Origin of the sequence: Calothrix sp. UHCC 0171 (assembly GCF_034931845.1) — a bacterium.
Taxonomy (GTDB): domain Bacteria; phylum Cyanobacteriota; class Cyanobacteriia; order Cyanobacteriales; family Nostocaceae; genus Brunnivagina.
In genome coordinates this window covers 1-7,298 of the sequence record NZ_JAYGHN010000075.1, presented here as the reverse complement: position 1 = coordinate 7,298, position 7,298 = coordinate 1, and the positions used below count along the sequence as shown (strand labels likewise).

6 protein-coding genes are annotated in these 7,298 nt (G+C 39.8%); 4 read left to right on the top strand and 2 right to left on the bottom strand.

What is annotated here, in order from left to right:
- Positions 1-3,016: hypothetical protein (locus VB733_RS26450; RefSeq protein ID WP_323343031.1), on the bottom strand; the 3,016-nt coding region annotated here is incomplete at its 3' end.
- Positions 3,017-3,188: 172 nt separating this feature from the next.
- Between VB733_RS26450 and VB733_RS26445 the strand changes: the two genes are divergently transcribed.
- A complete protein-coding gene (locus tag VB733_RS26445; protein ID WP_323343030.1) occupies positions 3,189-3,437 on the top strand; it encodes a hypothetical protein in 249 nt (82 codons plus the stop codon).
- A gap of 154 nt (positions 3,438-3,591) precedes the next feature.
- Here the strand turns inward: VB733_RS26445 and VB733_RS26440 are convergent, their stop codons facing one another.
- Positions 3,592-3,846: a hypothetical protein gene (locus tag VB733_RS26440; protein WP_323343029.1), complete on the bottom strand. Its 255-nt coding sequence runs from the start codon at positions 3,844-3,846 to the stop codon at positions 3,592-3,594.
- Between the two features lie 178 nt (positions 3,847-4,024).
- Here VB733_RS26440 and VB733_RS26435 point away from each other — a divergent pair, with 178 nt between their 5' ends.
- From VB733_RS26435 to ftsH4, 3 genes are all read left to right on the top strand, one after another.
- On the top strand, positions 4,025-4,180 hold the full coding sequence (locus tag VB733_RS26435) for a chlorophyll a/b-binding protein (RefSeq protein WP_323343028.1): 156 nt from the start codon (positions 4,025-4,027) through the stop codon (positions 4,178-4,180).
- 486 nt (positions 4,181-4,666) lie between these two features.
- Positions 4,667-4,852, top strand: coding sequence for a DUF2949 domain-containing protein (locus VB733_RS26430; RefSeq protein WP_323343027.1), 186 nt, complete (start codon positions 4,667-4,669; stop codon positions 4,850-4,852).
- A gap of 71 nt (positions 4,853-4,923) precedes the next feature.
- Positions 4,924-6,786, top strand: coding sequence for an ATP-dependent zinc metalloprotease FtsH4 (gene ftsH4 / locus VB733_RS26425; protein ID WP_323343026.1), 1,863 nt, complete (start codon positions 4,924-4,926; stop codon positions 6,784-6,786).
- The last annotated feature ends 512 nt before the right edge of the window (positions 6,787-7,298 follow it).

The window sequence follows — 7,298 nt, the reverse complement described above, 5'->3', positions numbered from 1 at the left end:
AGCGTTTATTTTGTGTCGGATTTGTAGGGTCAGGTAATTGCTCGATATGACATTCAACTTTTTCTCCCACCCATTTACGTCCCAAATGCTCGTTGCTGGGTTTATGGGTTCCAACTACTGCAAATTCGGCAAATTGCAGCTTGTCCAGTCTTCCAACTAATTCATCTCCAAATATTGCAAAAGCAGCCGATGTTTTCTTAAAACCCCGTTCCGCATCTTCTTTACTCGCTGTGGAAACTTGCCACATAGCTGCTGCAACTGCTTCTTTTTCAGAATCGGGGATGGTTTCCCTGATTGCGATCGCATACTCCCTTACTTGTTTAAAAGCTGCCCGAACTTGGCTAGTTGCGAATCCCGATACAATTTCTTTCTCCAGGTTCCTAAACTCAGTAAATGGCTTGATTTCACCTTGTAATTGCTGTAAACAATCTTCCGAGATATAACCCAAATGCCGAGTTTTTGGTTGACCATTACTTTGTAATTTGGGCTTTCCTTCTGCATCGAATACGGGAGCGATCGCAATCCATTTATTCTGATTTTTACTGTAGGGACTTTTATTCTCAACAACCTTAATATCAAGTTTTCGGTCATCAAAAAGATTGGGATGCTTTTTCTCTGCTAAACCAATAATTTCGATTTGCTGTCCTTGGAAATTAGTCGCGATTATTTTCAAACCAGGAGATTGTTCTACTTCTCGACTGATTGCGATCGCTCGGTGAATTAACGAGTCATATATTTTTTTAATTTGAACCGCACTTGCTTTTTGTGCTGGTGTAAATTCGACTCCTTTAAATAAATCCTGGAACTGTTGGGTCGAACGTGCGGTTATTGCACTTTCAGCAAAAGCATCATTGGTCATTCTTGCCATCATATCGATCGCACCATGACCGTTAATATTTATTTCCCGTTTTGTATACACATCTCCCGATTTTCTTTCTTCAACCCAAGGTGCAACATCAAAGCTTTTAATAATTGTATTGCAAGCATTAACAACTTCTGGATTGGAACGATTAGCACTTTTACCCCGGTCAACTTCGATTTGTAATTCTCCTCCCAAGGCTCCCACAACATCATGATAGAACTTACCGATTTTTTCTAATATTTTCTGAATATCGAGTTTCGGGATTATTAGATGTTGGTCTTGTTGTTGATACGATTGTGGGCATAATTGAGAGAGTTCGATGATTTGGAGACGCAGGTTGTTTGGATACTTAACAGAGCCAAAACTTTGATTTTCTGCGTTTAACATTTCCACCGCAGCGCAGGAAATATCCCGAATAAATTTCCCTGCTTCCTCATTTGGAATTGAGACACATTCATTTTCCAGCGCAATTCCCTTCATACATAAATTGGCAACCATACCAATTTTATTTTCCATCGCATCGAGGGCTATTTGTTCAAAAGAACCTATATATGCTTGCTTTTCCGGTTTAATGATTTCTGCGTAACGATTCTCTGGAATTTGCTTTTGCTTAATCTCGGCTGCGGTGTGTGGGAATTTTGAGGCTAATGCGATCGCCATCCTATCTCCATCACAATCGGACAGCGAATGCTTTAACCCCTGGGGTGACATCTTGATAGTTCCAGCGTCATACGGTTCGTTGGGTAAATGACGGTTGATATAAACATCAACGGTATTGGAGTTTGCAGTCGGACCACGATAAACAATTAATTCTGCACCGTCTGAAAATTTAGGGTAACAAACCTCGTTTGCAGCTAAATCATGACAAGTTTGTGCCATTGCAGAGTCAAATTTAATAAACCTCCCCGTCGCGCAATCCATATATTGTTCGCGCAAATACTCCTTGAGTTTATCTATAATTTTGGGATGTTCTAATAATTGATAATGCCCTTCTAAGTCTGCCCTGAGAATGCGATAAATTAAATTGTGCTCATTATTATTATTTGATGAAAACATCTCATCAATTTGATTTTCAATATCTCCCAAACCCAAACTATCAAAATCAATAAAATCCTCACCTCTCATTTGAGATTGTATTTGATTTTTATATCGAGCATCCATTGAATTCACATAATCTTGAGCAACTTTCCGAGGGTCATTGGCAATATCTTTAAGTTCTTCTAAACGTCTTTCCAATAGGGGAAGAACATCATTTTTAACCCCATTGGGAAAAGAATTCCAAAATTGAGCGCCAGTCGAAGTGATACCGTAATAAGCATCAGTTTTATTCCCAATTCCCATCGTCATTATGTATTCCCCCGGTTGAAGAGGAGCGGGAGAGTGAGGGATGGGGGCAGTGGGAGAGTTTAGAGGTAGGGAATATTTATCAACTGTATTATCTGTTTCTCTCGATGTAATTTTCCCACGCTCTCCCAATACCTCGCTCTCTCGCTCCCCCACACTTCGTCCCTTCAATTGGTCAGTGGAAATTATTAAATCGTAACCATTTCCGACATTCCTTAAATCTCGTGGTGCGAATGTACCTTTTCCCAATTGCCAATTTTTAATTAGTGCTTTATTTCCATCATCTACATCTAACCCGGTACATCTTTCTTTAATACCAAAACGAGTTTGAAATGGTGTTGCTTCTTTATTTCCTAATGATGCATGAAGTCTAATATCAATCTTGCCATCACCATCACCAACTAATGCGATCGCATCCGAATTCGACATCACCCCACCATTGTCTCCAGTTTTGGCATCGATGACCAAAACTCGTAGATTCTCCTGTTCCGAAAAACTTTTGCAAGGTGTGAACAAGTTAGAACCGTATGCTGCGCCAAAATGAGGTTGGTCAAATAGCTTTTCGCGTAACCTTTCATCCATAAAATAAAAACGGCGATCGGCTGCAAATTCCAGGGTTAATCCTTGGGAAGTAAATTGCTTCAAATCTTCTTCCGTCGTCAAGCCTTGATATACAACTCCCAATTTAAACGTAGCGTTGGGTGCAAAATATTCAGCCAAACAATGTTCAATCCTTTCGATCATTGGCTCACCATTCACGACGATTGGTTTACCCGTTTTCGTACAGAAGTGTTCGAGATAAATTGCCATAAACCAGGTTAATTCATCATTTATCTTCCAATCTATGGATTTATAAGTTGATGAATAGTAGGTCTTTGGTTAATAATTTGACTATCACTAAGGATGTAAAATTACATCTCACCGTCTGATTATTGTATGATTAAATATATTGGTATATTTGTATTTTTGAGGAAATAAATTAATGGATAATATCAACCCAATCATATTCAAAACTTCAATCTGGGATACCGATAATTTGGGAGACTTAATTGCAGAGGGTGTTATAGATTGCGATGATTTATCATTGCGTGCCGTTGCCGAATCTCAAAGAGAGGAATATTTACGTTTATCGCGAGAATGGGATGAGAAAATGGAAGATTATTGGAATTGCACTGATTTGGAAGAAGTTAAGAAACAATGGCAGTCCTCCACAGAACCAGAAGTTTTTTAAAGCAAAATAGTAGACAGATTTATACTGAGTAATCTGTCTACTGTTATTCAGTTTTGATGTGGTCAGATTAGTCTGTGATCGCTTTCTATTTTAATGCTTCTACTATTTCGTTCAACACTCGTGATACTTGCTGTAGTTTGGTTTTGAGTTTGGTTTATATGTGCGTTGGCGTTCGCCACTCCCCTTGGGAGTATTGCAAAACAGCTACCTTCTCGTATCTCCCGTCAACTTTATTGGCAATACCCAAACGTCTTGCCGCAGTCCGAATCCTAGTTTTTGGTAAATTCTGTATCAGCGTTTCAAGTGATTCTGTGTCAATTTCATCGTTACTATTCGTGACAACATATTCTGATTTGGGAGCATGAAGCTGTTTTACTACAGGTTTCAAATTTGGGCGTTGCTGATTCATGGGATGATTTAGCTTAATTTTGAACGAAATACTAGTAGTTTCAGCCTCGAGTTCATCCCGCATTTATGCAACGCCGAGTACGGGAATCCGACTTAGTTCTTTGGTTCACAGAAGTCAACAAAATTGTTAAGTTTAGTTACATAGATGAAAAACAACTGCCTAAATCAAGGATAGACTTATGAAAAATGCTAACAACACCAATGAAGCTAAATTTGGTTTTACTCAATCTGCGGAACAGCTTAATGGTCGCCTAGCGATGATTGGCTTTATTGCTCTGATTATTAGAGAAGTAGTTACTGGACATGGTTCTTTGGGATTTTTGACTGGTCTTTAATCTAAATACCCCTCAGATATTCCTAAAAGCCAATTGTAGAGACAAGATTAGTTTTATCTCTACGCAGCTAGATTAATACCAGAATTCTTAGAGTAAGCCACAAAATGAGTGTTCCTGTGTTGTCATCCTATGGCTTGCTTCTCATAGAGTAGCGCGTACGTTCCACCTAAGCGGCTTCTGTAAGTAACAAGGTACTGAATGACTTAAGAGCATTTCTTTCAGTGGAGTTATCTTATAGTAATTCCCATGTTTGCGAAGTAAATTAGTAAAAAACTAACCGCAGATAGAAGAAGATGTAGAGGCTACTGTGCGAGAAGTCTCGCTTCGCGCGTCTAATGCGGCTTCCCACAGGGTCGGCGGATAGATGCAGAGAAGTTTCTGCTTAAGTAGATCGGGAAACAATAAGTGGTTAATCTCATCAGTCTTTAATTAAGTTGTTTTACTTCACTTCACCAGAAATCATTTTTTACGTTCTTTAACATTTTAATGGAAGCGATTACACAATTAGTTAGCTTTTTAAAAGATGATCTGAATATTTCAGTTGGAGCGATTTCTTTGGGTTTGCGATATTGCGAGCAAAACCCAAATTTTCTACCCATTACACTTTGGCAGTATGGTTTAGTGACTCTAGATCAATTATCTGAGATTTTTGATTGGTTAGAAAAAGTATAATTCATTTTCTTGATTTTACTTAGATAAATTGCATGATTAATGTTTGAAATCAATCTTTATTGGTGACATAGATGTCAATTAAACAACAACCAAAACAACCTCGCGGACGTATCATTGCCAACATTCTACTAGTAGTATCTGGATTGTTCCTGCTATTAAATTTGATATTACCTAGTATATTCCCCTCTGGACCTGCTGGTGTTCCCTACAGCCTATTCATTCACCAGGTACAAGAAGGAGAAGTGGATCGGGTTTCGGTAGGACAAAATCAAATTCGCTACCAATTAAAAAGCGAGAATGGGGAAGCAGGTAGTGTATTCGTCACAACTCCCATATTTGATTTGGAATTACCAAAACTTCTAGAATCTAAAGGTGTGGAATTTGCGGCAACACCTCCACCCAAAAATACTTGGTTTTCGACTGTAATTAATTGGGTGGTTCCACCATTAATTTTTGTTGGCATTTGGCAGTTTTTTATGTCTCGTGGTGGTGGCGGTGGTCCCCAAGGTATGCTTTCAATTGGTAAAAGTAAAGCGAAAGTTTATGTAGAAGGGGAATCTGCAAAAATTACCTTTGCTGATGTTGCTGGGGTTGAAGAAGCTAAAACCGAGTTAGTGGAAGTTGTAGATTTCCTGAAAAGTCCCGCCCGTTTCACGGAAATTGGTGCGAGAATTCCCAAAGGTGTGTTGTTAGTGGGACCTCCCGGTACAGGTAAAACCTTATTAGCGAAAGCAGTAGCTGGAGAAGCAGGAGTACCATTTTTCAGTATCTCTGGTTCAGAATTTGTAGAATTATTTGTTGGTGTAGGTTCTTCACGGGTAAGAGATTTATTCGACCAGGCAAAAAAACAAGCTCCCTGCATTATATTCATTGATGAATTGGATGCCATAGGTAAATCTCGTAGCAGCAATGGCTTCTATGGTGGTAACGATGAGCGGGAACAAACCCTTAACCAATTATTGACCGAAATGGATGGTTTTGCTGCTGGGGGTGCTACGGTGATTGTTTTAGCTGCCACCAACCGTCCAGAAACCCTCGATCCAGCTTTATTACGTCCTGGTCGTTTTGACCGTCAAGTGTTAGTAGATCGTCCCGATTTATCAGGACGGGAGGCGATTCTCAAAATTCACTCCCTGAAGGTAAAATTAGGGAAAGATGTAAACTTGAAAGCGATCGCAACTCGGACTCCTGGTTTTGCGGGGGCAGATTTGGCAAACTTGGTGAATGAAGCAGCTTTATTAGCGGCAAGAAACAAGCGGGAAACCGTTGCTCAAGAAGACTTTGCAGAAGCGATTGAGCGGGTTGTAGCTGGGTTGGAGAAAAAGAGCCGGGTATTGAATGAGACAGAGAAAAAGATTGTTGCTTATCATGAAGTTGGTCACGCAATGGTCGGTGCATTAATGCCTGGAAGCGGTCGTGTGGAAAAGATTTCGATTATTCCCCGTGGCATGGCTGCATTAGGTTATACATTACAGTTGCCAACTGAAGACCGTTTCTTGATGAATGAGGAAGAGTTACGGGGACAAATTGCCACTTTGTTAGGTGGGCGATCGGCGGAGGAGATTATATTTGGTAGTATTACTACTGGAGCTGCCAACGATTTGCAGAGAGCAACAGATTTGGCTGAACGGATGGTGACTACCTACGGAATGAGCAAAGTCTTGGGACCATTAGCATACCAGCAAGGACAGCAAGCAATGTTCTTAGGGAATGGTGGTAATAATCCCCGGAGAATGGTGAGTGAGGATACGGCAAAAGCAATTGATAGCGAAGTTAAAGAGATTGTGGAAACTGCCCACGAACATGCTTTGGAAATTCTCAAACAAAATCGAGATTTGCTCGAGGAAATTGCAGTCCAATTGCTAGAAACAGAAGTAATTGAAGGGGATAAATTACATAGTTTGTTGGGTCAAATCCAACCTCTGGCTAAGTAGTACGATAATTTACAGAATACTTTAAATTTAGAGAGGCGCGATCGCGCCTCTTTCGTTATTCATAGTTATTGACGTTGCATCATGGGGATTCACAAAATTCCGAGTTTTAGCCGCAGGCATAAGCGAACAGCAGGAAAATATCAGGGATACAAATGAGGAAAATTCAGCTTAGAGCTTAAGCGAACCGTATTGTAATATCTCCTATGAGCAACTTGAGGTGGATGCTGGTATTTCACATTTTTAGCCCGTGAGGGGTATTGAAAATCTTTGTAGCCTTTATTGTTGCACGATAACAGATAAATCAATTTGTGATTCACAGATACCCTAAATTTATGGGAATTGGATTATTACCTAAGTTTATAAAAGTGGAAACTTTGAACTTGTGGAAGAATCCACCGAACGGCAAAAGTTGCCGTTCGGAGAGCCACAATTACAATCAAGCTATGAAGTCGGAATTATAACTATTTGAGCCAATCTTTCTCGCAATTGGGTATACCGCTCCTTCTGATTAA

Bases quoted from the DNA above. Each gene is read 5' to 3' on its own strand.
- VB733_RS26445 (WP_323343030.1), top strand. From the start codon at position 3,189: ATGGATAATATCAACCCAATCATATTCAAAACTTCAATCTGGGATACC.
- ftsH4 (WP_323343026.1), top strand. From the start codon at position 4,924: ATGTCAATTAAACAACAACCAAAACAACCTCGCGGACGTATCATTGCC.
- VB733_RS26440 (WP_323343029.1), bottom strand. From the start codon at position 3,846: ATGAATCAGCAACGCCCAAATTTGAAACCTGTAGTAAAACAGCTTCAT.
- VB733_RS26430 (WP_323343027.1), top strand. From the start codon at position 4,667: ATGGAAGCGATTACACAATTAGTTAGCTTTTTAAAAGATGATCTGAAT.
- VB733_RS26435 (WP_323343028.1), top strand. From the start codon at position 4,025: ATGAAAAATGCTAACAACACCAATGAAGCTAAATTTGGTTTTACTCAA.